Source organism: Flavobacterium sp. P1_E4, assembly GCF_056405915.1.
Genome location: NZ_JBFUBE010000006.1, coordinates 116240 through 141689, shown reverse-complemented (window position 1 = coordinate 141689; position 25450 = coordinate 116240). Strand labels below are relative to the sequence as shown.

The following is a 25450-nucleotide window of genomic DNA, read 5'->3' as shown; positions in this document are numbered from 1 at the left end:
TCTGAAACTGTTTTTTTTGTTAAAGCTAAAATTTAACATTATAACTTATCGTTATGTTTGTGTTATAAAATTTTAGTTCTTCATTTTTTGTCTTTCCATTTGTGATGGCAAATTTTAATAAACCATTGGCGGTTTGTGCGCCTAAACCTATTCCTATCCCAAGAAGTTTTTCGTTTTTATTTTCTTCTTTTGTAATTGTTGGATCGGTATAATAGCAGTAATCTAATATGGAATTGAAGTAAAAACTTGAGGAAACTAAATAACGATATTCTGTCATTAATGCAATCATTAGATTGGCTTGTAGGCTATTTTCTGCAAATCCTCTTATGGAATTAATGCCTCCAAAACGGAATAATTCATTTGTGAGGTAGTTTTGACTTTTGAGATAATAATTTTGATTTTTAACATTTATAATATTTTTCTCATTAATAAAAAAATTATTCATTATGTTAAAATTCACAAAATTTTGTTTCAGACGTGGATTTGTTGTTGTGGTTCTATTTCCAGTAGCTAGTGCTATGTTTAAATATGATTTTATTGGGAATAGGTTGTTTTTGGTTGAGTTTTTTTTGAAATCTATTGCGGTCGTGTAAAACGAATTTTTGTAATCACTTAGATTCTGGTTGTTTGAGTTTTGGATATCGCTTGACTCGGTTGATTCGTAACCAAGATAGAATCGTTTAGTGTAGTCTATGGAATAGCCAAGCTGTATAGCTGTTTTTGTATTTTGAAAAATACTGTCTTGTTTGAAAATATTTAGTTGTGCTTTAATTCCTATTTGGCTTTTAAATAAATACGGAGCAGTTAAATTGGCATTGAATATTTTTTGATTATTTCCGTCATTTTTCCAGTATATAGATAGTTCTTCTCCGTTTCGAAGTGTATTGACTAAGGTTAAGTCGAGATATCCGTTAAATTKTAYTTTTTTTTTTTCTGTGTTGTTGAAGCCTAGGTATCCGTCAAAAATATTTGCTTTTCTTTTTTCTAAATATACAAACACTTTGGTTGTGTCTTTTGTGAATAGAATCTCTGGGTATTTGATTTGATTGATGAATCCAAATTTTTCAAAATCATCATGTAGTTGTTCTATTGTTTTTTGATTGAATATTATGTTGTTGTATTTTTTGCTGATTTGTTTTTCAGCGCCTTTTGGGAGAAGGTTTTTTTGCTGTAGATTCGTGTATTTTATTTCAATTGCATTTATTGTTCTTTTCTTTCCTGTGTCGATTGTTAAATCGGCATAAATATCTTGTCGTCTTTTTTGAATATTGATGAGTTTTACTTTTGCGAAAGCAAAACCATTTTGCTCTAAATTTTGTGTAGTTTGTTTTAAAAAAGATTCTATTTGAGAATATGGTAAAATTATTGAGTCTTGATTTTTTTTTAATAAATCAAAAGAATTTAATTCTTTTTTTATACCTATATATATATGTATGTTTTTTATTTTGTTTTCGAGTGAAATTATGGTGGTGTAACTACTGTCATTTTCTTTTCTGTTTTCTAGTATTTTGTTTTCAATATATCCGTTTTCTGAAAGCTTTTTTCTTGTTGAATTTATTTCGTCTATTAGTTGTTTTGTGTTCGAATGCTTTGCTGTGTAACCGATTGAGTCTATAGTTGCTGTCTCGATTGTTGTTTTTCCAATAATTTTTAATTGAAAAGTTTGGCACATCAAAAGCGTGTGATTAAATAGAAATAATAGAATTAGGATTTTAGATTTCAATTTTAGATTTCTTTAATTAAGCTGTTGCAAATATCTGTCGTTTGTTGGAATAATCATAGTGTTAGTTTAGTGAAGTTTTATTGTTTTTGGAGGTCATTTTTGATCAAAAATGTTGCTTATTTGAATAATGGCTATTCTATTAATAAACAAATATTTACTTCTGTTAAAAATTAATCAATTATGGTTTGTAAAGTGAAAATTAATTTATACATTTGCAACCCCGTAAAAAGCGGGATTTTAATATAATAAGAAATTTTTAGTATTAATTATGCCAACAATTCAACAATTAGTAAGAACAGGAAGAACTCAGATAACTAAGAAGAGTAAATCGGTTGCTTTAGATTCTTGTCCTCAAAGAAGAGGGGTTTGTACGCGTGTTTACACTACAACACCAAAAAAACCAAACTCTGCAATGCGTAAAGTAGCGCGTGTACGTTTGACAAATGGTAATGAAGTGAATGCCTACATCCCTGGAGAAGGACACAATTTACAAGAGCACTCGATAGTATTAGTTAGGGGTGGAAGGGTAAAAGATTTGCCAGGAGTAAGATATCACATCGTTCGTGGTGCGCTTGATACGTCAGGAGTAGCAGGAAGAACGCAAAGAAGATCTAAGTACGGAGCAAAACGACCAAAAGAAGCGAAAAAGTAATTTAAAACGTTATTCCTTTAGAGGTACGATTCGTCGTGGCTGTATAGGTATGAAATTTTATTAAAAAAAAGACATGAGAAAAAGAGCGGCAAAGAAAAGACCACTTTTACCAGATCCAAGGTTTAATGACCAATTGGTAACACGTTTTGTAAACAACTTAATGTGGGATGGTAAGAAATCAACAGCTTTTAAAGTTTTTTATGATGCAATTGACATTATAGAAACTAAAAAGCAAGATGCAGAAAAATCTTCATTAGAAATTTGGAAAGATGCTTTAACAAACGTTATGCCTCACGTAGAAGTACGTAGTCGTAGAGTTGGTGGTGCTACATTTCAAATTCCAATGCAAATTAGACCAGACAGAAAAATTTCTATGGCTATGAAATGGTTAATTCTTTATTCAAGAAGAAGAAACGAAAAATCAATGGCTCAGAGATTGGCTTCAGAATGTTTAGCTGCGGCTAAAGAAGAAGGAGCTGCTGTTAAGAAAAGAATGGACACTCACAAGATGGCAGAAGCTAATAAAGCATTCTCTCACTTTAGATTTTAATTCTTAAGAAATGGCTAGAGAACTTAAATATACAAGAAATATAGGAATTGCTGCTCATATTGATGCTGGTAAGACAACAACAACAGAGCGTATATTATTCTATACAGGAAAATCACATAAAATTGGTGAAGTACACGATGGTGCTGCAACAATGGACTGGATGGCACAAGAGCAAGAAAGAGGTATTACAATTACTTCTGCTGCTACTACTTGTGAATGGAATTTTCCAACTACACAAGGTAAAATTTTACCTGAAACATTACCTTATCACTTCAATATTATCGATACTCCGGGACACGTTGACTTTACAGTTGAAGTAAACCGTTCTTTGCGTGTGCTTGATGGTTTGGTTTTCTTATTTAGTGCTGTTGATGGTGTTGAGCCACAATCTGAAACTAACTGGAGATTGGCAGATCAATACAGAGTGCCACGTATTGGATTCGTTAATAAAATGGATAGACAAGGATCTAACTTTTTGATGGTTTGTCAACAAGTAAGAGATATGTTGAAATCAAACGCTGTTGCAATCACTTTGCCAATTGGTGAAGAAAATGATTTCAGAGGTGTTGTGGATTTAGTAAGAAACCAAGCTATTGTTTGGGATGATGCTGGAATGGGAGCAACTTATGAAGTTGTTGATATTCCTGCTGATATGATCGACGAAGTAAAAGAATACAGAGATATTCTTATTGAAGCGGTTGCTGATTATGATGAGAACTTGCTTGATAAGTATATGGAAAATCCAGATTCTATTACGGAAGAGGAAATTAATATCGCTTTAAGAGCTGCTGTAATGGATATGGCTATCATTCCTATGATTGCTGGTTCTTCTTTTAAAAACAAAGGAGTTCAATTCATGTTAGATGCAGTATGTAAATACTTGCCATCTCCAATGGATAAAGAAGGTATTGAAGGAATTCATCCTGATGATGCTGAATTATTAGAAGAAGATCAAACTAAAATTTTGCGTAAGCCAGATGTTAAAGAGCCATTCGCTGCTTTAGCATTTAAAATTGCTACTGACCCATTCGTAGGTCGTTTAGCTTTCTTCCGTGCTTATTCAGGGCGTTTAGATGCTGGTTCTTATGTTTTGAACACTCGTTCAGGAAACAAAGAAAGAATTTCTCGTATCTACCAAATGCACGCTAATAAACAAAACCCAATTGAATTTATTGAAGCGGGTGATATTGGAGCTGCTGTTGGATTTAAAGATATCAAAACTGGGGATACATTGTGTGATGAAAAACACCCAATTATTCTTGAGTCAATGAAATTCCCTGCTCCGGTAATTGGTATTGCTATTGAGCCTAAAACAAAAGCTGACGTAGATAAAATGGGTATGGCTTTGGCTAAATTGGCTGAAGAAGATCCAACATTTACAGTTAGAACTGATGAGGCTTCAGGACAAACTATTATCTCTGGTATGGGTGAGTTACACTTAGATATCTTGGTTGATAGAATGAAACGTGAATTCAAAGTTGAAGTAAACCAAGGTGAGCCTCAAGTTGAATACAAAGAAGCTTTTACTAAAAAGGCACAACATAGAGAAACGTACAAGAAACAATCTGGAGGTCGTGGTAAATTCGGTGATATCGTGTTTATTCTTGAGCCAGCAGATGAAGTTGATGGTAAAGCTCCGGTTGGATTGCAGTTTGTTAACTCTGTAAAAGGGGGTAATGTACCAAAGGAATATATTCCTTCTGTTGAAAAAGGTTTCCGTGAGGCTATGAAAACTGGTCCTTTAGCAGGATACCAAGTGGATAGTTTGAAGGTTACTTTATTGGATGGATCTTTCCACCCTGTGGATTCTGATGCGCTTTCTTTTGAACTTGCAGCTAGAATGGGTTATAGAGAAGTAGCTAAAGCTGCTGGAGCTGTAATTCTTGAGCCAATCATGAAAATGGAGGTTATTACACCAGAAGAAAACATGGGAGATATCGTTGGTGATATCAACCGTCGTAGAGGTCAAGTAAATGACATGGGTGATAGAAATGGTGCTAAAACTATTAAGGCAGATGTGCCATTGTCTGAAATGTTTGGATATGTAACAACTTTAAGAACTTTATCTTCAGGTCGTGCAACATCTACAATGGAATTTTCACACTACGCTGAAACACCTTCTAATATTTCAGAAGCAGTTATCAAAAAAGCAAAAGGAAACGCATAATCTTTAAGAAAATGAGTCAAAAAATCAGAATAAAATTGAAATCTTACGATCATATGTTGGTAGACAAGTCTGCTGAGAAGATTGTAAAAACAGTAAAAACTACTGGTGCTGTTGTAACTGGGCCAATCCCATTGCCAACTCACAAAAAACTTTTTACAGTATTGCGTTCTCCACACGTAAACAAAAAAGCTAGAGAGCAATTTGAAGTAATGTCATATAAGAGATTAATTGATATTTATTCATCTTCATCTAAAACTATTGATGCTTTAATGAAACTTGAATTGCCAAGTGGAGTTGAAGTTGAAATCAAAGTTTRAGTACTTTAAGAGTAAAAAGGAACGCCGTTTTTAGGTAAAAAATATTTTTTTGGTTTGTGTGCAAATAAGTTATACATTTGCACCCACTTAAAAAATAGGATTTGCTTAAAAGCTGCGTTCTATATTTATATTTAATAATTAATAATTAATATTTATGTCTGGGTTAATTGGTAGAAAAATCGGCATGACTAGTATTTTCGATGAAAACGGGAAGAATATTCCTTGTACAGTAATCGAAGCTGGACCATGCGTTGTTACCCAAGTCAGAACCAAAGGTGTTGACGGGTATGAAGCGTTGCAACTTGGTTTCGATGACAAAAACGAGAAACATTCCACAAAAGCGGCTGTAGGTCACTTTAAGAAAGCTGGAACTGTAGCTAAGAAAAAAGTCGTTGAATTCCAAGATTTCGCAACAGAACAAAAATTAGGAGATCTTATTGATGTTTCTATTTTTGCTGAAGGAGAATTTGTAGATGTACAAGGTGTATCTAAAGGTAAAGGTTTTCAAGGGGTTGTGAAACGTCACGGTTTTGGTGGTGTTGGACAAGCAACTCACGGTCAACACAACCGTTTAAGAGCGCCAGGTTCTGTAGGAGCTTCTTCTTATCCATCTAGAGTATTCAAAGGAATGCGTATGGCTGGAAGAATGGGAGGAGATAATGTAAAAGTTCAAAACCTTAGAGTTTTAAAAGTAGTTGCTGATAAGAACCTACTTGTTGTTAAAGGATGTATTCCTGGTTGCAAAAACTCTTATGTAATCATTCAGAAGTAATGGAAGTAAAAGTATTAGATTTCAACGGAAAAGATACTGGAAGAAAAGTTCAACTTTCTGATTCAGTTTTCGCAATCGAACCAAATAATCACGCTGTATATCTTGATGTAAAGCAATATTTGGCTAATCAAAGACAAGGTACTCACAAAGCTAAAGAAAGAGCTGAAGTTGCGGGAAGTACACGTAAGATTAAAAAACAAAAAGGTACAGGTACAGCTCGTGCGGGTAGTGCTAAAAACCCTTTGTTTAAAGGTGGGGGTACAGTTTTTGGACCTAGACCAAGAAGTTATTCATTCAAATTGAATAAAAACTTGAAACGTCTTGCTAGAAAATCTGCATTTTCAATTAAAGCAAAAGAGTCGAATATAATCGTACTTGAAGATTTTAATTTTGAAACGCCAAACACTAAAAATTTCATTAATGTTTTGAAAGCTTTAGAGTTAGAAAACAAAAAATCACTGTTTGTGTTGGGTGATACGAATAAAAACGTATATTTGTCCTCACGAAATTTAAAAGCGTCAAATGTTGTAAGTAGCTATGAATTAAGTACTTATGCTATTTTAAATGCTAATAATTTAGTGCTTTTGGAGAGTTCTTTGGAAGTAATTGAAGAAAATTTAAGTAAATAATAGGATATGAGCATCATAATTAAACCTATAGTAACGGAAAAAGTAACCAAAGAAAGTGAAGTTTTAAACCGCTTCGGATTCGTTGTTGACAGAAAAGCAAACAAAGTACAAATTAAGAAAGCTGTTGAGGCTGCTTATGGAGTAAATGTTTTGAGTGTTAATACAATGAATGTGAGGCCAGATAGAACTACAAAATACACTAAAAGTGGTTTAATCAGTGGAAAGACTAACGCAATTAAGAAAGCGATTGTTCAAGTACAAGAAGGAGAAACAATTGATTTTTACAACAATATCTAAGATAGAAAAATGTCAGTAAGAAAATTAAAACCTATTACCCCAGGTCAGCGATTTAGAGTTGTGAATGGTTATGACGCCATTACAACTGATAAGCCGGAACGCTCTTTGATAGCGCCGATAAAAAACTCTGGAGGTAGAAATAGTCAAGGAAAGATGACCATGCGTTATACGGGTGGTGGTCACAAGCAGAGATATCGTATTATTGATTTCAAACGTACAAAAGAAGCAATTCCAGCTACAGTGAAATCAATCGAATATGATCCAAATCGTACTGCGTTTATCGCGTTATTAGCTTATGCTGATGGTGAGAAAACATATATTATTGCTCAAAACGGATTGAAAGTTGGACAGAAAGTAGTTTCTGGTCCAGAATCTCAACCTGAAATTGGTAATACTTTACCTTTAAGCAGAATTCCTTTAGGAACTGTTATATCTTGTATCGAATTGAGACCAGGACAAGGGGCTGTAATCGCTCGTTCTGCTGGAACATTTGCTCAATTAATGGCAAGAGATGGAAAATATGCAACAATTAAAATGCCTTCAGGTGAAACAAGATTAATCTTGTTGACTTGTTCAGCTACAATTGGAGCAGTTTCTAATTCAGACCACCAATTAGTTGTATCTGGAAAAGCAGGTAGAACAAGATGGTTAGGAAGAAGACCTAGAACAAGACCTGTTGCAATGAACCCTGTCGATCACCCAATGGGTGGTGGTGAAGGACGTTCTTCTGGTGGACATCCACGTTCAAGAAATGGAATACCAGCTAAAGGTTATAGAACTCGTTCTAAGAAAAACCCGAGTAACAAGTATATCGTAGAACGTAGAAAGAAATAATAAGATATGGCACGTTCATTAAAAAAAGGACCTTTCGTTCATTATAAGTTAGACAAGAAAGTTGCAGAAAACATAGCAGGTGGAAATAAAGGAGTGGTTAAGACATGGTCTAGAGCTTCTATGATTACTCCAGACTTCGTTGGACAAACTATCGCAGTTCATAACGGTCGTCAATTTGTACCAGTTTACGTAACAGAAAACATGGTAGGTCACAAATTAGGAGAATTTTCACCAACTAGATCTTTTAGAGGTCATGCTGGAGCAAAAAATAAAGGTAAAAAATAAGAAGCAATGGGAGTTCGTAAAAGAGAAACAGCAGATGCGAGAAAAGAGGCTAATAAGTCTATAGCTTTCGCAAAATTGAATAACTGCCCTACTTCACCTAGAAAAATGCGCTTAGTAGCGGACTTGGTAAGAGGTCAGAAAGTAGAAAGAGCACTTAACATATTAAGATTCAGTTCGAAAGAAGCTTCAAGAAAATTAGAAAAACTATTATTATCTGCTATCAATAACTGGGAGCAAAAAAATAGTGAAGGTAATCTTGAAGAAGCTGGATTATTTGTTAAAGAAATCCGTGTAGATGGTGGAATGATGTTGAAAAGACTTCGTCCAGCTCCACAAGGTAGAGCACACAGAATAAGAAAACGTTCTAATCACGTGACAATCGTGTTAGGAGCTATCAATAACACACAAAGCAATTCTTAAGCAGCATGGGACAAAAGACAAATCCAATTGGAAATAGACTTGGTATCATCAGAGGATGGGACTCAAACTGGTATGGTGGAAATGATTACGGTGATAAATTAGCCGAAGATTATAAAATCAGAAAGTATATCCATGCTCGTTTATCAAAAGCTAGTGTATCAAAAGTAATCATCGAGAGAACTTTGAAACTTGTAACCGTTACTATCACTACTGCTAGACCTGGTATTATTATTGGGAAAGGTGGACAAGAGGTAGACAAGTTAAAAGAGGAACTTAAGAAAATTACTGACAAAGAGGTTCAAATCAACATCTTTGAAATTAAAAGACCTGAACTTGACGCGTATCTAGTTGCTACAAGCATCTGTCGTCAAATCGAAAGCCGTATTTCTTACAGACGTGCAATCAAAATGGCTATTGCTGCTTCTATGCGTATGAACGCTGAAGGTATCAAAGTTTTGATTTCTGGTCGTTTGAATGGTGCTGAGATGGCTCGTTCAGAGGGTTTCAAAGAAGGTAGAATTCCTCTATCAACTTTCAGAGCTGATATTGATTATGCTTTGGCTGAAGCTCATACTACTTATGGTAGAATGGGTATCAAAGTATGGATCATGAAAGGTGAAGTTTATGGAAAGAGAGATCTTTCTCCACTTGCTGGAATGGATAAAAAACAACCAGGTGGTGGTAAAGGTGGAGATTCTCCTAGAGGAGACAGAAAGCCTTTTAATAAAGGTGGAAAACCAGACGCTCGTAAACGAAAGTAAATTTTTAAACTAAAGAAAAATGTTACAGCCTAAAAGAACAAAATACCGTAAGGTACAAAAAGGTAAAATGAAAGGAAATTCTCAAAGAGGACATGAACTTTCTAATGGAATGTTTGGTATTAAATCTGTACATGAAGATGGAATGTTCTTAACCTCTCGTCAAATCGAAGCTGCACGTATCGCTGCAACTCGTTTTATGAAAAGAGAAGGACAATTATGGATCAAAATATTTCCAGACAAACCTATCACTAAGAAGCCTCTTGAGGTACGTATGGGTAAAGGTAAAGGTGCCGTTGAATATTGGGCTGCCGTTGTTAAACCCGGAAGAATTATGTTTGAAGTTGGAGGAGTTCCTTTGTCAGTTGCAAAAGAGGCATTACGTCTTGCAGCTCAAAAGCTTCCGGTAAAAACCAAATTCGTAGTTGCTAGAGATTTCGAAGCATAATCTATATTATATTATGAAACAATCAGAAATAAAAGATCTTTCTGCAGCGGAGTTGCAAGAAAAACTTAGCCAAACTAAGAAAGCATATGCTGATCTAAAAATGGCTCACGCTATTTCTCCAATTGAGAACCCACTTCAAATTAGAAGTGTAAGAAGAACAGTTGCAAGATTAGCTACAGAACTTACTAAAAGAGAATTACAATAATTCTGCTGAAAGATGGAAGAAAAAAGAAATTTAAGAAAAGAAAGAGTTGGGGTTGTTACTTCAAACAAAATGGATAAATCCATTGTGGTTGCTCAGGTAACTAAAGTAAAACACCCATTATACGGTAAGTTCGTGTTGAAAACAAAGAAATTTGTTGCACATGACGAAACAAACGACTGTAACATAGGAGATACTGTAAGAATTAGCGAAACGCGTCCTTTGAGTAAATCAAAATGTTGGAGATTAGTTGAAATCCTAGAAAGAGCTAAATAATTATGGTACAACAAGAATCAAGACTAAAAGTAGCAGATAACACGGGAGCAAAAGAAGTTTTAACTATCCGTGTTTTAGGAGGTACCAAAAGAAGGTATGCCTCTGTTGGAGACAAGATTGTAGTATCTATAAAAGACGCAACACCTAACGGAAACGTTAAAAAAGGTGCTGTTTCAACTGCAGTTGTTGTACGTACCAAAAAAGAAGTAAGAAGAGCTGATGGTTCTTATATCCGTTTCGATGATAATGCATGTGTTCTTTTGAACGCTGCGGGGGAAATGAGAGGAACTCGTGTTTTTGGTCCGGTAGCAAGAGAACTTCGTGAAAAACAATTCATGAAAATTGTATCATTAGCACCAGAAGTGCTTTAATTCGTTTTAAGATGATAAAGCTAAAAATAAAATCAGGAGATATCGTAAGAGTAATTGCTGGAGACCATAAAGGTGAAGAAGGTAAAGTTTTACGTGTTTACCGTGAGAAAAACAAAGCAATTGTTGAAGGTGTAAATATGGTTTCTAAACACACGAAACCTAGTGCAAAAAGCCCTCAAGGTGGTATTGTAAAAAAAGAAGCTTCTATTCAAATATCTAATATATCTTTAATTGATCCTAAAACTAAGGAAACAACAAGAGTAGGTATTAGAGTTGAAGGAGATAAGAAAGTAAGATTTTCAAAAAAATCTAATCAAGTACTATAGTAATGGCATATATACCTAGACTAAAAGAAGAATATAAGAGTAGAGTTATCTCTGCTCTTAAAGAAGAATTCGGTTACACAAACGTAATGCAAGTTCCAAAATTGGAAAAAATCGTTTTGAGTAAAGGAGTTGGTGCAGCAGTATCTGATAAAAAATTGATTGACTATGCAGTTGATGAATTAACAAAGATAACTGGACAAAAAGCAGTATCTACTATTTCAAAGAAAGACGTTGCGTCTTTCAAATTGAGAAAAGGGATGCCTATTGGAGCAAAAGTTACTTTGCGCGGTGAAAGAATGTATGAGTTTTTAGATAGACTTATTACTTCTGCATTACCACGTGTTAGAGATTTCAGTGGTATTAAAGCAACTGGTTTTGACGGTAGAGGAAACTATAATTTAGGTGTTTTAGAGCAAATCATTTTCCCTGAAATTGATATTGACAAAGTAAATAAAATATCTGGAATGGACATTTCTTTTGTAACTACTGCAAAAACAGATAAAGAAGCAAAGTCATTGTTGGCTGAATTAGGTTTACCTTTTAAAAAGAATTAAGATATGGCTAAAGAATCAATGAAAGCCCGTGAGGTTAAGAGAGAAAAAACGGTAGCTAAGTATGCTGAGAAAAGAAAAGCTTTGTTAGAAGCTGGAGATTTCGTAGGTTTGCAAAAATTACCGAAAAATGCTTCGCCAGTTCGTTTGCACAATCGTTGCAAATTGACAGGTAGACCAAGAGGGTATATGCGTCAATTCGGTATTTCACGTGTTACATTCCGTGAAATGGCTAACAATGGATTGATACCGGGTGTTAAAAAAGCATCTTGGTAGAAAAAATATTCAGACGTGAGTAATCACGTCTGTTTTTCACATTTATAAACTGGTTTCAGGTTCGATTACGTTTAATCGAAAACCGTTACCGCAAATCAATACTTATGTATACAGATCCAATTGCAGATTATTTGACGAGAGTTAGAAACGCTGTGGCTGCAAACCACAAAGTTGTCGAAATTCCAGCATCTAATCTAAAAAAAGAAATAACAAAGATCTTATTTGATCAAGGTTATATCTTAAGTTACAAATTTGAAGACAACGCTGTTCAGGGGTCTATCAAAATCGCTTTGAAGTATGATAAAGATACTAAAGAGCCAGTAATCAAAGATATCCAAAGAATTAGTAAACCAGGTTTACGTAAGTACGCAGGTGCTTCTAAAATACCGAGAATCCTTAACGGATTAGGAATTGCTATTGTTTCAACTTCAAAAGGGTTGATGACAGGAAAACAAGCCAAGCAATTAAATGTTGGTGGAGAAGTAATTTGTTACGTATACTAATTTTAAAGACTATATAAGATGTCAAGAATAGGTAAAAGCCCAGTAACAATACCAGCTGGTGTAACTATTACAGTTGCCGACGGTATTATTACAGTAAAAGGAAAAAACGGTCAACTTACACAGGAGTTTTCGGACGTAACTGTAACGGTTGAAGGAGATCAAGTTCTAGTAGAAAGATCTTCTGATCATAAAGACCAAAGAGCAAAACACGGTTTGTATAGATCTTTAATTAATAACATGGTTATTGGTGTAACAGAAGGTTTTACAAAATCTTTAGAATTGGTTGGAGTTGGTTATAGAGCTTCAAATCAAGGTCAAAAATTAGATTTAGCGCTTGGGTTCTCTCACAATATTGTTTTAGAAGTAGCTCCAGAGGTAACTCTAGAAACCATATCTGAAAAAGGTAAAAACCCAATTGTAAAATTAACATCATTAGATAAACAACTTTTAGGTCAAGTTGCGGCAAAAATTAGAGGTTTCCGTAAGCCTGAGCCGTACAAAGGAAAAGGTGTTAAATTTGTAGGTGAAGTATTAAGAAGAAAAGCAGGTAAATCAGCTTAAAAAATAAGATTATGTCATTAACAAAACCTGAAAGAAGACAACGTATTAGATTCAGAATTAGAAAAACGATTAGTGGTACTGCTACTAACCCAAGACTATCTGTTTTTAGAAGTAACAAAGAAATTTACGCTCAATTGATTGATGATGTAAACGGAGTTACTATATTAGCTGCTTCTTCAAGAGAAAAAGAAATTGGAAAAGGTACGAACCTTGAAGTGGCAACTGCAGTTGGGAAACTAGTAGCAGAGAAAGCTTTAAAAGCTGGTATTGAAGTGATAACTTTCGATAGAGGAGGTTATTTATATCACGGTCGTATTAAATCATTAGCGGAAGGCGCAAGAGCGGCTGGACTTAAATTCTAATATATTATGTCTAAATACAAAAATATAGAGTTAGTAAAACCAAGTGGTCTTGAATTAAAAGATCGTTTGGTGAGTGTAAATCGTGTTACTAAGGTTACAAAAGGGGGTAGAGCTTTCGGTTTTTCTGCTATTGTAGTTGTAGGTGATGAAAATGGGGTTGTAGGTCATGGATTAGGGAAATCTAAAGACGTTTCTGAAGCAATTGCGAAAGCAGTAGAAGATGCAAAGAAAAATCTTGTGAAAATTCCTTTGAATGGACAATCAGTTCCTCACGAACAAAAAGGTAAATTTGGTGGTGCACGTGTATTCTTAATTCCTGCCTCTCATGGTACAGGAGTTATTGCTGGTGGAGCTGTTCGTTCAGTTCTTGAATCAGTAGGAATTCATGATGTATTATCTAAATCACAAGGATCTTCAAATCCTCACAACGTAGTGAAAGCAACTTTTGATGCTTTATTACAAATGAGAAGCGCTTACACCGTTGCAAAACAAAGAGGTGTTTCTTTAGAAAAAGTTTTTAAAGGTTAATTCAAGGAAATTATGGCTAAATTATTAGTAAAACAAGTTCGAAGCAAAATCAACTGTCCTCTTACTCAAAAAAGAGGTTTGGAAGCTTTAGGCCTACGTAAAATGGGACAAGTTGTAGAGCATGATTCAAATCCTGCTATCCTTGGGATGATAAATAAAGTTAAACACTTAGTTTCTGTTGAAGAAGCTAAATAACAAATACTGTTATGAATTTAAGTAACTTACAACCTGCTGAGGGTTCTACACACAATCAAAACAAAAGATTAGGTAGAGGTGAAGGTTCTGGTAAAGGTGGTACCTCTGCAAGAGGACACAAAGGAGCAAAATCTCGTTCTGGTTATTCTAAAAAGATTGGTTTTGAAGGTGGGCAAATGCCACTTCAAAGACGTGTACCTAAGTTTGGTTTCACTAACATCAATCGTAAAGAATACGAAGGTGTTAATCTTGATACTCTTCAATTATTAGTTGATAATGGAGTAATTACAGATACTGTTGATATGACAGTTTATGTAGCTAATCGTCTTGCTACCAAAAATGAAATCGTTAAGATTTTAGGTAGAGGAGAATTGAAAGCAAAATTAAAAGTAACTGCTCACAAATTTACTGCTACTGCAAAAGCTGCTATTGAAGCTGCTGGTGGAGAAGTTGTAATCATGTAATATTACAATTAAGATGAAGAAATTTATTGAATCAATAAGTAATGTTTGGAAAATAGAAGAACTAAAAAATAGAATTTTAATTACTTTAGGTCTACTTCTTGTTTATCGTTTTGGAGCACATGTTACGCTTCCTGGAATTGACGCAACTCAATTAACAGGGCTAGCTGGGCAAACAAAAAATGGATTAGGATCTATTCTAGACATGTTTACCGGAGGTGCATTTTCTAAAGCTTCAGTTTTTGCTTTAGGAATTATGCCTTATATTTCTGCATCTATTGTTGTGCAACTTATGGGAATTGCGATTCCTTATTTGCAAAAACTTCAGAGTGATGGAGAGAGTGGTAGAAAAAAAATCAATCAAATTACCCGTTGGTTAACTATTGTTATAACTTTAGTACAAGGACCAACTTATATCTACAATCTTTACAGAACTTTGCCTAGTTCAGCTTTTATTTTAGGATTTAACTCTTTTGAATTTTTATTTTCTTCAGTTGTAATTTTAGTTACTGGTACAATTTTTGCCATGTGGTTGGGAGAAAAAATAACTGATAAAGGAATTGGAAACGGTATTTCCCTTTTGATAATGGTTGGTATTTTGGCTAGGTTGCCACAAGCTTTTATTCAAGAATTTACAACAAGAGTAACTAATAACAATGGTGGACCAATGTTATTGGTTGTTGAAATCATTATTTGGTTGCTTGTGATAATATCTTGTGTATTATTGGTAATGGCAATTAGAAAAATTCCAGTACAGTATGCTCGTCGTACAACATCTGGTGATTTCGAACAAGATATGATGGGTGGTAACAGACAATGGATTCCATTAAAGCTTAATGCAGCAGGTGTAATGCCTATAATATTTGCACAGGCTATTATGTTTATTCCTGCAGCTGTTGCTGGTTTGTCTAAGTCAGATGCTTCTCAATCTGTTGTTGGTGCTTTTAGTAATATGTTCGGTTTTTGGTATAATTTTGTTTTTGCAACTTTAATTGTTGTATTCACTTTCTTTTATACAGCAATTACAGTTCCTACTAACAAGATGTCTGATGATTTAAAGAGAAGTGGTGGTTTTATACCAGGTATTAGACCAGGTGTTGAGACTTCTGATTATCTTGACAAAGTGATGTCTTTAATAACTTTTCCAGGATCTTTATTTCTTGCTTTGATAGCTGTGTTCCCAGCAATTGTTGTAAGTCTTATGGATGTTCAACAATCTTGGGCTATGTTTTTTGGAGGGACTTCATTGATAATTATGGTTGGAGTTGCAATAGATACTATTCAACAGATTAATTCATACTTGTTGAATAAACATTATGATGGTTTGATGAAAAGTGGTAAAAATAGAAAAGCAGTAGCTTAACTTATGGCAAAACAATCAGCAATAGAACAAGACGGATCGATCATTGAGGCATTGTCTAATGCAATGTTCCGTGTAGAGTTAGAAAATGGACATATTGTAATCGCTCATATTTCTGGAAAAATGCGTATGCATTACATCAAATTATTACCTGGTGATAAAGTGAAACTAGAAATGAGTCCTTATGATTTGTCAAAAGCAAGAATTACTTATAGATATTAAAGGATATTCACTATGAAAGTTAGAGCATCAGTAAAAAAGAGAAGTGCCGAGTGCATTATCGTACGCAGAAAAGGAAGATTATACGTAATCAACAAAAAGAATCCTAGATTTAAACAAAGACAAGGATAATTATGGCAAGAATAGCAGGGGTAGATATCCCAAAAAACAAGAGAGGTGTTATTGCACTTACCTACATCTTCGGATTAGGAAAAAGTAGAGCTATTGAGATTTTAGAAAAAGCTCAAGTTAGCCAAGATAAAAAAGTTCAAGATTGGAATGATGACGAGATCGGAGCAATTCGTGAAGCCGTATCAGCATTTAAAATTGAAGGTGAATTGCGTTCTGAAGTTTCTTTAAACATCAAACGTTTAATGGATATTGGATGTTATAGAGGTATTCGTCACAGATCTGGTCTTCCATTAAGAGGGCAAAGAACTAAAAACAACTCTAGAACAAGAAAAGGTAAAAGAAAAACTGTTGCGAACAAGAAAAAAGCAACTAAATAATAAGTAATATGGCTAAAGCAACTGCAAAAAAACGTAAAGTTATCGTTGAATCAACGGGTGAAGCTCATATTTCTGCTACCTTCAATAACATCATCATTTCTTTGACAAACAAAAAAGGTGAAGTTATTTCTTGGTCTTCAGCTGGTAAAATGGGTTTCAGAGGTTCTAAAAAGAACACTCCATACGCAGCTCAAATGGCAGCAGAAGATTGTAGTAAAGTAGCTCTTGAGGCTGGACTTAAAAAAGTAAAAGTTTATGTTAAAGGACCAGGAAACGGACGTGAGTCTGCTATTCGTTCTTTGCATAATGGTGGAATTGAAGTTACTGAGATTATCGATGTTACTCCAATGCCGCACAATGGATGTCGTCCTCCAAAAAGACGTAGAGTTTAATACTCAAAAATAATTATAGTATAACCTAGATTGAAAATAGATTATCGAAGGATAAGACCTGAATTCATAATCTCAATCTTAAACAATTTAAAATGGCAAGATATACTGGTCCTAGTACAAGAATCGCTCGTAAATTTGGCGAGGCAATTTTCGGAGACGATAAAGCTTTCGAAAAAAGAAATTATCCACCTGGTCAACACGGGATGGCTAAAAAAAGAGGAAAAAAATCTGAATATGCTGTCCAATTGATGGAAAAGCAAAAAGCTAAATATTCTTACGGAATTTTAGAAAAACAATTCAGAAATTTATTCGAAAAAGCATCAGCTACCAAAGGTGTAACTGGTGAAGTATTGTTGCAATTATGTGAAGCAAGATTAGACAATGTTGTTTTTAGAATGGGTATTGCTCCTTCTAGAAGAGGTGCTCGTCAAATCGTTTCTCACCGTCACGTTACTGTAAATGGAGAAAATGTAAATATTCCTTCTTATCACTTGAAACCAGGTGATGTAGTTGCTGTTCGTGAAAAATCTAAATCTTTAGAGGCTATCGAACGTTCTTTGTCTAATTCAAGTCATGTTTATGAGTGGATTACTTGGAATAATGAAACTAAACAAGGTACATTTGTAAGTGTTCCTGCTAGACTTCAAATTCCAGAAAACATTAAAGAACAATTAATCGTAGAGTTGTACAACAAATAATAATTGACTTAGTCGAAATTTATGGCAATATTTAATTTTCAGAAGCCCGATAAAGTTATCATGATCGATTCAACCGATTTTGAAGGTAAATTTGAATTTAGACCTTTAGAACCTGGATATGGATTGACCGTTGGTAATGCACTTAGAAGAGTTTTGCTTTCAGCATTAGAAGGTTATGCAATTACATCTGTTCGTATAGAAGGTGTAGATCATGAGTTTTCTACTATTTCAGGAGTTGTTGAGGACGTTACCGAAATTATCCTTAATCTTAAACAAGTGCGTTTCAAACGTCAGATTGAAGATATAGATAATGAATCAGTTACTATTTCTGTTTCAGGTAAAGATCAATTAACAGCTGGTGATTTTCAAAAATTTATTTCAGGTTTCCAAGTTTTGAATCCAGAGCTTGTTATCTGTAATTTAGATAGTAAAATTAAACTGAATTTCGATTTAACTATCGAAAAAGGTAGAGGATATGTTCCTGCTGAAGAGAACAAAAAACAGAATGCTGCAATAGGAACTATTTTTACTGACTCAATTTTTACTCCTGTAAAAAATGTGAAGTATGCAATTGAAAACTTCCGTGTAGAGCAAAAAACAGATTATGAAAAATTGGTTTTTGAAATTAAAACTGATGGTTCAATCAATCCTAAAGATGCTCTTACTGAAGCTGCAAAAGTTTTAATTCACCATTTCATGTTGTTTTCTGATGAAAGAATTACACTAGAGGCTGACGAAATTGCACAAACAGAATCTTATGATGAGGAGTCATTACACATGAGACAATTGCTTAAAACTAAGCTTGTTGATATGGATCTTTCTGTTAGAGCATTAAATTGTTTGAAAGCGGCTGAAGTTGATACACTTGGTGATTTAGTATCGTTCAATAAAAATGACCTAATGAAATTCCGTAATTTCGGTAAAAAATCTTTAACTGAGCTAGATGAACTAGTAGCAATTAAGAATTTGACCTTCGGTATGGATTTAGCAAAATACAAACTAGATAAAGAATAATCTAATCCCGCTTGCGGGATTAAATTTCATAAAGCAATGAGACACGGAAAAAAATTCAATCACTTAAGCAGACAGACTGCACATAGAAGTTCTATGTTGGCAAATATGGCTTGTTCTCTTATCGAGCACAAACGTATTAACACTACTGTTGCTAAAGCTAAAGCGCTTAAACAATTCGTTGAGCCGCTTATAACAAAATCAAAATCTGATACTACTCACAATCGTCGTATCGTTTTTGCTTACTTACGTAGTAAATATGCAGTAACTGACTTGTTCAGAGATGTTGCAGCGAAAGTAGGAGACCGTCCAGGTGGATACACTCGTATCATTAAAGTTGGAAATCGTTTAGGAGATAATGCTGATATGGCAATGATCGAATTAGTAGATTTCAATGAACTTTACAACGGAGGTAAAAAAGAAGTTAAAAAAGCAAAAAGCCGTCGTGGTGGAAAAGCTAAAAAAGCAGACGAAGCTGTTGAAGCTCCAGCTGCTGAGGCAGAACCTACAACTGACGCTGCTGAATAATTATGAAAATAATCATTCGATAATAATCAAGGATAAGCTATTTATAGTTTATCCTTTTTTTTTTGATTTTTTATAAATAAAACAATCAATTATTGTTGTTTCAGTTATTGATTAGTAATTGAAATGGTGCTGTTGCAGTTTAGTTTTTAAAATGTTTTATTCTGTCTTTTTTAAACATTTTGCAGTGATTTTGTTACTCTGTATTATTGACTTTTAAATAGGCTGAATTATTCATAAAAAACATTGCGTCCACTGTTTTAAAAATTTAAATTTGCACAATATTAAATTACACATGAAATATACAACACGAAAAAGCGCTATTCTTTTATTAAGTGACGGAACCATATTCCACGGTAAATCAATTGGGATAAGCGGAAAAACTTTTGGGGAAGTTTGTTTTAATACAGGTATGACTGGATACCAAGAGATTTTTACAGATCCTTCTTATTTTGGTCAATTAATGGTTGCAACAAATGCTCATATTGGAAATTATGGGGTAAATGACAAAGAAGTTGAATCTAGTAGTATAAAAATTGCTGGTTTGATTTGTAAAAATTTTAGTTTTAATTATTCTAGAGTTGATTCATCAGGAAGTTTAGAAAATTATTTTACTAAGCAAAATTTGATATGTATCTCAGATGTGGATACACGTGCATTGGTAAGTTACATACGTGATAATGGTGCTATGAATGCTGTTATTTGTACAGATGATACGCCTATTGAAGAATTGAAAAAGCTATTGGCAGAAGTGCCTGACATGGAAGGATTAGAGTTAGCCTCTAAAGTGTCTACACTTGAGCCATACTTTTACGGAGATGAAAATGCAACGTATAAAATTTCAGCTTTAGATTTAGGTATAAAGGAAAACATTTTGCGCAATTTAGCTAAAAGAGACTGTTACATTAAAGTTTTTCCATATAATGCTACTTACGCAGAATTAGCTTCTTTTAATCCAGATGGTTTTTTCTTGTCTAACGGTCCTGGAGATCCAGATCCATTGGATAGTGCTATAGAAGTGGCTAAAGAGATTATTCAAAATAATAAACCTTTATTCGGTATTTGTTTGGGGCATCAAGTTATCGCCTTGGCAAATGGTGTTTCAACGTACAAAATGTTTAATGGACATAGAGGAATTAATCATCCTGTAAAAAACATAATAACAGGTAGGGGAGAAATTACTTCTCAAAACCATGGTTTTGCAGTAAATAAGGAAGAGCTAGATAATCACCCTGATTTAGAAATTACACATTTGCATTTGAATGATGGAACTGTAGCTGGTATGAGAATGAAAAATAAAAATTGTTTTTCTGTGCAATATCATCCTGAGGCGAGTCCTGGACCGCACGATTCTTCTTATCTTTTTGATCAGTTTATTGAAAATATCAAATCTGTATAAGACTAAAACGTTATCGTTAATAAATAAAAGTAGATTAACGTTTTTGAAATAAAGACTTGTGATTTTTTTTACTTAATTTTGAGTAAAATACAAATTAATAACATAAAAAATAAGAATAATGAGTATTATTGTTAAAATTCACGCAAGACAAATTTTCGATTCAAGAGGAAATCCTACAGTAGAAGTAGATGTAGTAACAGAAAACGGAGTTTTAGGTAGAGCTGCTGTTCCATCAGGAGCATCAACTGGTAAATTCGAAGCAGTTGAATTACGTGACGGAGGAAAATCTTTCTTAGGAAGAGGTGTCTTAAAAGCTGTTGAAAATGTAAATACTAAAATTGCTGAAGAATTAGTTGGAACATCAGTTTTTGAACAAAACCTGATTGACCAAGCAATGATTGATTTGGATGGTACGCCAAACAAAGCAAACTTGGGAGCAAATGCTATTCTTGGAGTTTCTCTTGCTGTTGCAAAAGCGGCTGCTAATGAATTAGGATTACCTTTATATAGATATGTAGGAGGTGTTTCTGCAAATACACTACCTGTTCCGATGATGAATATCATCAATGGAGGTTCACATTCTGATGCGCCTATCGCGTTTCAAGAATTTATGATTTTCCCAGTAAAAGCAACTTCTTTTACTCATTCTATGCAAATGGGGACTGAGATTTTTCACAATCTTAAAAAAGTATTGCACGATAGAGGTTTGAGTACTGCTGTTGGTGATGAAGGAGGATTTGCTCCAAACTTAGCTGGCGGAACTGAAGACGCTTTAGATACTATCAAATTGGCAGTTGAAAAAGCAGGTTATTCTTTTGGAGATGAAATTATGGTGGCTTTAGACTGTGCCGCATCAGAATTTTATGTTGATGGAAAATATGATTATTCTAAATTTGAAGGACCAACTGGAAAAATTAGAACTTCTGCCGAACAAGTAGATTATTTAGCTGAATTAGCTGCTAAATATCCAATTATATCTATTGAGGATGGAATGGATGAAAATGACTGGGATGGATGGAAGTTATTAACAGAAAAAATTGGTGATAAAGTTCAATTGGTCGGAGATGATTTATTTGTAACTAATGTTGAGCGTTTGTCTACTGGAATTGAAAAAGGAATTGCAAATTCAATTTTGATAAAAGTAAATCAAATTGGTACTTTGACTGAAACAATTGCAGCAGTGAATATGGCTAAAAATGCGGGTTATACATCTGTAATGTCTCACCGTTCTGGAGAGACAGAAGATAATACAATTGCTGATTTGGCAGTTGCATTAAACTGTGGTCAAATCAAAACTGGATCTGCCTCACGTTCTGATCGTATGGCAAAATACAACCAATTATTAAGAATTGAAGAGGAATTAGGGAATTCTGCATATTTTCCTGGAAAAAAGGCATTCAAAATAAAGTAATTGTAATGAATTTGTAGTAATTGAGCCATTCATCATAGATGAATGGCTTTTTTATTGAATTTTTAACAAATTCAATGTTCAATTAGTTTTTAATTTAATGTGGAATTCCTTAGATTTGGTAAATTATAAATTAAATTTTATTTCATAAAAAAATATGTCAAAAATAGCAATATTAGAAATTGATGGCAATAAATTTGAGCTTCCCGTAATTGTTGGGAGTGAGAATGAAGCTGCTGTTGATATTAGTAAATTACGAGATATGTCAGGCGTAATTACTCTTGATCCAGGTTATAAAAATTCTGGTTCTTGTAAAAGTGAAATTACCTTTTTGGATGGTGAACTTGGAATTTTACGTTATAGAGGGTATTCAATTGAAGAATTAGCTGAGAAATCTCATTTTTTAGAAGTTTCATATTTAATAATTTTTGGGGAATTGCCTTCTACAGAAAGATTAGAGCAATTTGAGAATGACATTCGAAAATTCACTTTAGTGAGTGAAGAAATGAAGATTATTTTGGATGGTTTTCCAAGAACAGCTCACCCTATGGGAGTGTTGTCTTCTTTAACAAGTGCTTTGACTGCTTTTAATCCTAAGTCGGTAGATGCAGATAATGAAAAAGAAATGTATGATGCAGTTTGTAAAACTCTTGCTAAATTTTTAGTTATTGCTACTTGGACTTATAGAAAGAGTATGGGATATCCTTTGAATTATTATGATAATACAATTGGGTATGTTGAGAACTTTATGAATTTAATGTTTAAGTTACCTAATGGACCTTACAGTGCAAATCCTATTGTTATAGATGCATTAGATAAATTATTTATTCTTCATGCTGATCACGAACAAAACTGTTCTACATCGACTGTAAGAATGGTAGGTTCTTCACATGCTGGTCTTTTTGCTTCGATATCTGCAGGGGTGTCTGCTTTATGGGGACCATTGCACGGTGGTGCAAACCAAGCAGTGCTTGAAATGTTAGAAGAAATTCACGCTACAGGAGGTGATGCAGATAAGTATTTAGCGAAAGCCAAAGATAAAAATGACCCTTTCAGATTGATGGGATTTGGTCATAGAGTTTATAAAAACTTTGATCCAAGAGCGAAAATAATCAAGAAAGCAGCTGATGAAGTTCTTGCAACTTTAGGAGTAAATGATCCTATTCTTGAAATTGCTAAAAAATTAGAAGTTTCTGCATTGGAAGATGAGTATTTCAAATCAAGAAATTTATACCCGAATGTTGATTTTTATTCTGGGATTATTTATAGAGCTTTAGGAATTCCAACAGATATGTTTACTGTATTGTTTGCAATTGGTAGATTACCGGGTTGGATTGCTCAATGGAAAGAAATGAGAGAAAACAAAGAGCCAATAGGAAGACCAAGACAGATATATACTGGTTATCCTTTGAGAGAATATGTTAAATCATAAATCTTAAACAGTTTATTAAAGCTTCACTTTACGGTGGAGCTTTTTTTTTTATCTTTGGCAAAAGTTATAAAAATGCTAGAATTAAACATAAAAAATGAGACCTCAAAATTGAGGGTAGTAGTGTTAGGTTCTGCTGTTAATAATGGTCCAACGCCAAAGGCGGAAGAAGCTTATGATCCTAAATCGTTAGAGCATATTTTAGCCAATACCTACCCAATCGAGGCTGATATGGTTGTTGAAATGGAGGCCTTTAATTCAGTTTTTCAAAAATATGGGGTAACTGTTCTGCGTCCGGAAATGATCGAAAATTACAATCAGATATTTGCAAGAGACATCGGTTTTGTAATAGATGATACTTTTGTTAAATCGAATATTTTACCGGATCGCGAACGTGAATTGGATGCCATTCAATATGTAATTGATCAAATGAATCCTGAAAAAGTTGTTCGTCCTCCCGAGGAAGTTCATATTGAGGGAGGCGATGTAATGCTTTGGAATGACTATATCTTTGTTGGGACTTATAAAGGGAGTGATTATGCAAGTTATATAACTGCAAGAACCAATAAGCAAGGTGTGAATTTTTTAAAAGATTTATTTCCGAATAAAATTGTAAAAGATTTTGATTTGGTTAAATCAAGAATTGAAGCTCGTGATAATGCTTTGCATCTTGATTGTTGCTTTCAGCCAGTAGGAAAAGACAAAGGGATTATATACAAAAGAGGATTTAGAGAAGAAGCAGATTATATGTTTCTAGTGAATCTTTTTGGAAAAGAAAACTTGTTTCATATTACTCGGGATGAAATGTATAATATGAATTCCAATGTATTTTCGATAGATACAAATGTTGTTGTTTCTGAAAAGAATTTTACAAGATTAAATAATTGGCTAAGAGCTAATGGGTTTACTGTAGAAGAAATTCCGTATGCCGAAATTGCGAAGCAAGAGGGGTTATTACGATGTTCTACTTTGCCATTAATAAGAGATTAACAATTCGTTTTGGGTTTTATTGTTTAACTTTAGGCAATTGATTTTTGGAACGATAAAACTATAAGAATATGAAACAAACAACAAACTCCATTTTGATGATTCGGCCAGTTGCATTCCGTATGAATGAACAAACGGCAGTGAATAATTATTATCAAAAAGTTTTAGATGGTCTTTTGCCGGCAACAGTAAATGCAAAAGCGCAACAGGAATTTGATGTTTTTGTTGAGAAGCTTCGCTCGGTTGGGGTTGATGTAACGGTGGTTGATGACAAGGAAAGTTCGGATACACCAGACAGTATTTTTCCAAACAATTGGATTTCTTTTCATGAGAACGGGGATGTAGCGTTATATCCTATGTTTGCTGAAAATCGTCGTCTAGAACGTCGCGAAGATATTTTAGATACTTTGGAAGAGAAAGGATTTATAATCGATAATATTATGGATTATACTTCTGCAGAGGAAGATGGTTTTTTCTTGGAAGGAACGGGAAGTTTATTATTGGACAGAGAGAATGGAAAGGCTTATTGTGCACTTTCTCCAAGAGCTGATGAAGAGTTGTTTATTGAGTTTTGTGAAGATTTCGAATTTACACCTGTAATTTTTGAAGCCTTTCATACTGTTAATAACGAACGAAAGCTGATTTATCACACAAATGTAATGATGTGTCTTGGTGAGACTTTTGCTGTTATTTGTGCTGATTGTATCGACGACAAAAAAGAACGAAAAATGGTTCTTGAAAGTCTTAAAGGTGATGAAAAAGAAATCATTTTAATTACCGAGGAGCAAGTGAATAATTTTGCAGGAAACATGCTTGAAGTTAAAGGTGCCGATGATAGAAGGTATTTGGTAATGAGTGCTTCGGCGCATCAAAGTTTGACTAAAAAACAAATTGCTCAATTAGAAGAGCATGTAACTATTTTGAGTTCAAGTTTAGATACTATCGAAGCTTGTGGCGGTGGAAGTGCCCGTTGTATGATGGCAGAGATTTTCTTGCCGAGAGAATAAAATATAAATTTTTAAAATAAAAAAAATCCAAATTCGAATGGC

Annotated in this window: 38 protein-coding genes; 37 read left to right on the top strand and 1 reads right to left on the bottom strand. The window is 34.1% G+C overall.

Annotation, left to right across the window (positions count from 1 at the left end):
• Positions 1-25: 25 nt before the first annotated feature.
• Complete coding sequence (locus tag AC1DY0_RS08465; protein ID WP_477188168.1) at positions 26-1723, bottom strand: BamA/TamA family outer membrane protein; 1698 nt, start codon at positions 1721-1723, stop codon at positions 26-28.
• 268 nt (positions 1724-1991) lie between these two features.
• On the opposite strand from AC1DY0_RS08465, the gene rpsL reads away from it, so the two are divergent.
• The 37 genes from rpsL to ctlX all read left to right on the top strand — a co-directional run bounded on the left by rpsL (position 1992) and on the right by ctlX (position 25408).
• Positions 1992-2375 (top strand): 30S ribosomal protein S12, encoded by a 384-nt coding sequence (rpsL, locus tag AC1DY0_RS08460; RefSeq protein WP_007136570.1) that lies wholly within the window; start codon positions 1992-1994, stop codon positions 2373-2375.
• Positions 2376-2448: 73 nt separating this feature from the next.
• Positions 2449-2925: a 30S ribosomal protein S7 gene (rpsG, locus tag AC1DY0_RS08455; protein ID WP_121337677.1), complete on the top strand. Its 477-nt coding sequence runs from the start codon at positions 2449-2451 to the stop codon at positions 2923-2925.
• A 10-nt stretch (positions 2926-2935) separates the two neighbouring features.
• Positions 2936-5092 (top strand): elongation factor G, encoded by a 2157-nt coding sequence (gene fusA, locus AC1DY0_RS08450; protein ID WP_477188167.1) that lies wholly within the window; start codon positions 2936-2938, stop codon positions 5090-5092.
• An 11-nt stretch (positions 5093-5103) separates the two neighbouring features.
• Entirely contained in the window at positions 5104-5409 is a 306-nt protein-coding gene (gene rpsJ, locus AC1DY0_RS08445) for a 30S ribosomal protein S10 (RefSeq protein WP_007803605.1), read from the top strand.
• 154 nt (positions 5410-5563) lie between these two features.
• Complete coding sequence (gene rplC / locus AC1DY0_RS08440) at positions 5564-6181, top strand: 50S ribosomal protein L3 (protein ID WP_077377776.1); 618 nt, start codon at positions 5564-5566, stop codon at positions 6179-6181.
• Entirely contained in the window at positions 6181-6810 is a 630-nt protein-coding gene (gene rplD, locus AC1DY0_RS08435) for a 50S ribosomal protein L4 (RefSeq protein WP_111411027.1), read from the top strand. The genes rplC and rplD overlap by 1 nt, the downstream gene beginning before the upstream one ends.
• Positions 6811-6816: 6 nt before the next feature.
• Positions 6817-7107, top strand: coding sequence for a 50S ribosomal protein L23 (gene rplW / locus AC1DY0_RS08430; RefSeq protein WP_077377770.1), 291 nt, complete (start codon positions 6817-6819; stop codon positions 7105-7107).
• A gap of 9 nt (positions 7108-7116) precedes the next feature.
• Entirely contained in the window at positions 7117-7941 is an 825-nt protein-coding gene (gene rplB, locus AC1DY0_RS08425) for a 50S ribosomal protein L2 (protein WP_077377767.1), read from the top strand.
• Positions 7942-7947: 6 nt separating this feature from the next.
• Positions 7948-8226: a 30S ribosomal protein S19 gene (gene rpsS / locus AC1DY0_RS08420; RefSeq protein ID WP_035637298.1), complete on the top strand. Its 279-nt coding sequence runs from the start codon at positions 7948-7950 to the stop codon at positions 8224-8226.
• A gap of 6 nt (positions 8227-8232) precedes the next feature.
• On the top strand, positions 8233-8646 hold the full coding sequence (rplV, locus tag AC1DY0_RS08415; RefSeq protein WP_007803631.1) for a 50S ribosomal protein L22: 414 nt from the start codon (positions 8233-8235) through the stop codon (positions 8644-8646).
• A 5-nt stretch (positions 8647-8651) separates the two neighbouring features.
• Entirely contained in the window at positions 8652-9407 is a 756-nt protein-coding gene (gene rpsC / locus AC1DY0_RS08410; protein WP_077377764.1) for a 30S ribosomal protein S3, read from the top strand.
• 19 nt (positions 9408-9426) lie between these two features.
• Positions 9427-9852 carry a 50S ribosomal protein L16 gene (rplP, locus tag AC1DY0_RS08405; RefSeq protein ID WP_007803637.1) on the top strand — a complete coding sequence of 142 codons (426 nt, stop codon included), beginning with the start codon at positions 9427-9429 and terminating at the stop codon, positions 9850-9852.
• 13 nt (positions 9853-9865) lie between these two features.
• Positions 9866-10057: a 50S ribosomal protein L29 gene (gene rpmC, locus AC1DY0_RS08400; RefSeq protein ID WP_035668115.1), complete on the top strand. Its 192-nt coding sequence runs from the start codon at positions 9866-9868 to the stop codon at positions 10055-10057.
• Positions 10058-10069: 12 nt separating this feature from the next.
• Positions 10070-10330 (top strand): 30S ribosomal protein S17, encoded by a 261-nt coding sequence (rpsQ, locus tag AC1DY0_RS08395; protein ID WP_026707010.1) that lies wholly within the window; start codon positions 10070-10072, stop codon positions 10328-10330.
• A gap of 2 nt (positions 10331-10332) precedes the next feature.
• Positions 10333-10701 (top strand): 50S ribosomal protein L14, encoded by a 369-nt coding sequence (gene rplN / locus AC1DY0_RS08390; RefSeq protein WP_007803649.1) that lies wholly within the window; start codon positions 10333-10335, stop codon positions 10699-10701.
• Positions 10702-10712: 11 nt separating this feature from the next.
• A complete protein-coding gene (rplX, locus tag AC1DY0_RS08385; RefSeq protein WP_077377758.1) occupies positions 10713-11027 on the top strand; it encodes a 50S ribosomal protein L24 in 315 nt (104 codons plus the stop codon).
• Between the two features lie 2 nt (positions 11028-11029).
• A complete protein-coding gene (gene rplE / locus AC1DY0_RS08380) occupies positions 11030-11581 on the top strand; it encodes a 50S ribosomal protein L5 (RefSeq protein WP_077377755.1) in 552 nt (183 codons plus the stop codon).
• Between the two features lie 3 nt (positions 11582-11584).
• Positions 11585-11854 (top strand): 30S ribosomal protein S14, encoded by a 270-nt coding sequence (gene rpsN, locus AC1DY0_RS08375; RefSeq protein WP_026707007.1) that lies wholly within the window; start codon positions 11585-11587, stop codon positions 11852-11854.
• Between the two features lie 104 nt (positions 11855-11958).
• A complete protein-coding gene (rpsH, locus tag AC1DY0_RS08370; protein ID WP_077377752.1) occupies positions 11959-12357 on the top strand; it encodes a 30S ribosomal protein S8 in 399 nt (132 codons plus the stop codon).
• Between the two features lie 18 nt (positions 12358-12375).
• Positions 12376-12918, top strand: coding sequence for a 50S ribosomal protein L6 (gene rplF, locus AC1DY0_RS08365; RefSeq protein WP_477188166.1), 543 nt, complete (start codon positions 12376-12378; stop codon positions 12916-12918).
• Positions 12919-12929: 11 nt separating this feature from the next.
• Complete coding sequence (gene rplR, locus AC1DY0_RS08360; protein ID WP_116797192.1) at positions 12930-13280, top strand: 50S ribosomal protein L18; 351 nt, start codon at positions 12930-12932, stop codon at positions 13278-13280.
• A 3-nt stretch (positions 13281-13283) separates the two neighbouring features.
• The gene (rpsE, locus tag AC1DY0_RS08355; RefSeq protein WP_116797193.1) at positions 13284-13808 is read left to right on the top strand and encodes a 30S ribosomal protein S5; all 525 of its coding nucleotides are present in this window, start codon (positions 13284-13286) and stop codon (positions 13806-13808) included.
• A 12-nt stretch (positions 13809-13820) separates the two neighbouring features.
• Entirely contained in the window at positions 13821-14003 is a 183-nt protein-coding gene (gene rpmD, locus AC1DY0_RS08350; RefSeq protein WP_026706255.1) for a 50S ribosomal protein L30, read from the top strand.
• A gap of 11 nt (positions 14004-14014) precedes the next feature.
• Positions 14015-14467, top strand: coding sequence for a 50S ribosomal protein L15 (rplO, locus tag AC1DY0_RS08345; protein ID WP_477188165.1), 453 nt, complete (start codon positions 14015-14017; stop codon positions 14465-14467).
• A 13-nt stretch (positions 14468-14480) separates the two neighbouring features.
• Complete coding sequence (gene secY, locus AC1DY0_RS08340; RefSeq protein WP_326398792.1) at positions 14481-15827, top strand: preprotein translocase subunit SecY; 1347 nt, start codon at positions 14481-14483, stop codon at positions 15825-15827.
• A gap of 3 nt (positions 15828-15830) precedes the next feature.
• Positions 15831-16046: a translation initiation factor IF-1 gene (infA, locus tag AC1DY0_RS08335; RefSeq protein ID WP_007136545.1), complete on the top strand. Its 216-nt coding sequence runs from the start codon at positions 15831-15833 to the stop codon at positions 16044-16046.
• Positions 16047-16058: 12 nt separating this feature from the next.
• A complete protein-coding gene (ykgO, locus tag AC1DY0_RS08330) occupies positions 16059-16175 on the top strand; it encodes a type B 50S ribosomal protein L36 (protein WP_002987490.1) in 117 nt (38 codons plus the stop codon).
• Between the two features lie 2 nt (positions 16176-16177).
• The gene (rpsM, locus tag AC1DY0_RS08325; RefSeq protein WP_064716171.1) at positions 16178-16552 is read left to right on the top strand and encodes a 30S ribosomal protein S13; all 375 of its coding nucleotides are present in this window, start codon (positions 16178-16180) and stop codon (positions 16550-16552) included.
• A gap of 8 nt (positions 16553-16560) precedes the next feature.
• Positions 16561-16944 (top strand): 30S ribosomal protein S11, encoded by a 384-nt coding sequence (gene rpsK / locus AC1DY0_RS08320; RefSeq protein ID WP_024981527.1) that lies wholly within the window; start codon positions 16561-16563, stop codon positions 16942-16944.
• A 92-nt stretch (positions 16945-17036) separates the two neighbouring features.
• Entirely contained in the window at positions 17037-17642 is a 606-nt protein-coding gene (rpsD, locus tag AC1DY0_RS08315; RefSeq protein ID WP_477188164.1) for a 30S ribosomal protein S4, read from the top strand.
• A gap of 21 nt (positions 17643-17663) precedes the next feature.
• Positions 17664-18656 carry a DNA-directed RNA polymerase subunit alpha gene (locus AC1DY0_RS08310; RefSeq protein ID WP_035637337.1) on the top strand — a complete coding sequence of 331 codons (993 nt, stop codon included), beginning with the start codon at positions 17664-17666 and terminating at the stop codon, positions 18654-18656.
• Positions 18657-18692: 36 nt separating this feature from the next.
• Positions 18693-19181, top strand: a complete 489-nt coding sequence (gene rplQ, locus AC1DY0_RS08305; RefSeq protein WP_326398790.1) for a 50S ribosomal protein L17 — start codon at positions 18693-18695, stop codon at positions 19179-19181.
• A gap of 292 nt (positions 19182-19473) precedes the next feature.
• Entirely contained in the window at positions 19474-20577 is a 1104-nt protein-coding gene (carA, locus tag AC1DY0_RS08300) for a glutamine-hydrolyzing carbamoyl-phosphate synthase small subunit (RefSeq protein ID WP_477188163.1), read from the top strand.
• Positions 20578-20695: 118 nt separating this feature from the next.
• Positions 20696-21988 (top strand): phosphopyruvate hydratase, encoded by a 1293-nt coding sequence (eno, locus tag AC1DY0_RS08295; RefSeq protein WP_477188162.1) that lies wholly within the window; start codon positions 20696-20698, stop codon positions 21986-21988.
• Positions 21989-22142: 154 nt separating this feature from the next.
• A complete protein-coding gene (locus AC1DY0_RS08290) occupies positions 22143-23417 on the top strand; it encodes a citrate synthase (protein WP_477188161.1) in 1275 nt (424 codons plus the stop codon).
• A 72-nt stretch (positions 23418-23489) separates the two neighbouring features.
• Entirely contained in the window at positions 23490-24404 is a 915-nt protein-coding gene (locus AC1DY0_RS08285) for a dimethylarginine dimethylaminohydrolase family protein (protein WP_477188160.1), read from the top strand.
• A gap of 68 nt (positions 24405-24472) precedes the next feature.
• Positions 24473-25408, top strand: coding sequence for a citrulline utilization hydrolase CtlX (gene ctlX, locus AC1DY0_RS08280; RefSeq protein WP_477188159.1), 936 nt, complete (start codon positions 24473-24475; stop codon positions 25406-25408).
• Positions 25409-25450 lie beyond the last annotated feature (42 nt).